Source organism: Lyngbya aestuarii BL J (assembly GCF_000478195.2).
Lineage (GTDB): Bacteria > Cyanobacteriota > Cyanobacteriia > Cyanobacteriales > Microcoleaceae > Capilliphycus > Capilliphycus aestuarii.
The window spans coordinates 1-1449 of the sequence record NZ_AUZM01000202.1 but is presented as its reverse complement, the minus strand read 5'-3'; the positions used below and the strand labels follow the sequence as shown (position 1 = coordinate 1449).

1 protein-coding gene is annotated in these 1449 nt (G+C 35.6%); it reads left to right on the top strand.

The window, feature by feature from the left end:
- Nucleotides 1–31: 31 nt before the first annotated feature.
- Nucleotides 32–1449: non-ribosomal peptide synthetase (locus M595_RS27515; RefSeq protein ID WP_338041678.1), on the top strand; the 1418-nt coding region annotated here is incomplete at its 3' end.

Sequence of the window (1449 nt, the reverse complement as noted above, 5' to 3'; positions counted from 1 at the left end):
GTGTGCTCTTCCGATCTGAAGTACCCTTTTTATAACTTTACTTACTGCATTTTACACATTAATTCATCGCTATACAGGCAATGAAGATCTTATTATTGGCTCTCCAATTGCCAATCGTAACAGATCCGAAATTGAAAAATTAATTGGCTTTTTTGTAAATACATTAGCTCTGCGAGCCGATTTATCAGGAAACCCAACCTTTGAGGAATTATTGCAGCGAGTTCGTCAAGTCTCGTTAGAAGCCTATGCACACCAATATTTACCTTTTGAACAGTTACTAGAAGAATTAAAAATTTCTCGATCTTTAAGTTACACACCTTTATTTCAAATCATGTTTGTGCTGCAAAATGCTCCTCTTAAAGAAGTAAACTTTTCGGATTTAAGTTGGAGTCCTATTGATATTCCTCGCCAAACAGCCAAATTTGATTTAACTCTGTCATTAACAGAAACAGATGATTATATCGTCGTAACTTTTGAATATAATACAGATTTATTTGAACAAAATACTATCCGCATACTCGCAGAGCATTTTCAAAATTTATTAGAAGCTATTATCGTCAACCCTGAACATAAAATCTCGGAATTAACGTTATTAAATCAAGATGAAAAACAGCAAATTTTAGTTGAATGGAATCAAACGAAAACTAATTATCCGCGAGAAGCTACTATTCATCAACTGTTTGAACAACAGGTTGAACAATATCCTGATGCGATCGCTCTGACCTACGCCGATCAACAACTCACTTATCGAGAACTTAATATTAAAGCCAATCAAATCGCACACTATCTGCGAAAAATCGGCACGAAAACCGATACATTAATCGGAATTTGCATGGAACGCTCAATTGAGACGTTTGTGAGTATTTTAGGAATTTTAAAAGCGGGAGCAGCCTATGTTGTTCTCGAAAAAAACTATCCTCAAGAACGCCTAGAATTTATCTTAGAAGATACTCAAGTTTATGCAATAATTACTGACCCAAACAGCACTCATTTTCCAGCTTTAAATATTCCTATTTTAAACCTAGAGACTGATTGGCAAATCCTGAGCCAAGAAAGCTCAAACAATCCCATTCATCAAGTAACAGCAGAAAACTTAGCTTATGTTATGTATACTTCCGGTTCCACAGGGAAGCCAAAAGGGGTGTGTATTCCTCATCGAGGAGTGGTTAGACTTGTTAAAGAAAATAATTATGTGAACTTTAATACTGAAGAAATTTTTCTTCAAGCTGCACCTCTTCCTTTTGATGCTTCCACTTTTGAAATTTGGGGAGCTTTACTCAATGGTGGACGCATCGTTATATTACCCAATCATCAGCCTTCTTTAAATGAACTCGGAGAAATTATTAAACAATATAATATAACTACACTCTGGCTAACAGCAGGGTTATTTCATCTCATGGTTGATGAACAGCTTCAAAGTTTTAAAAATGTTCGTCAACTCTTGGCGGG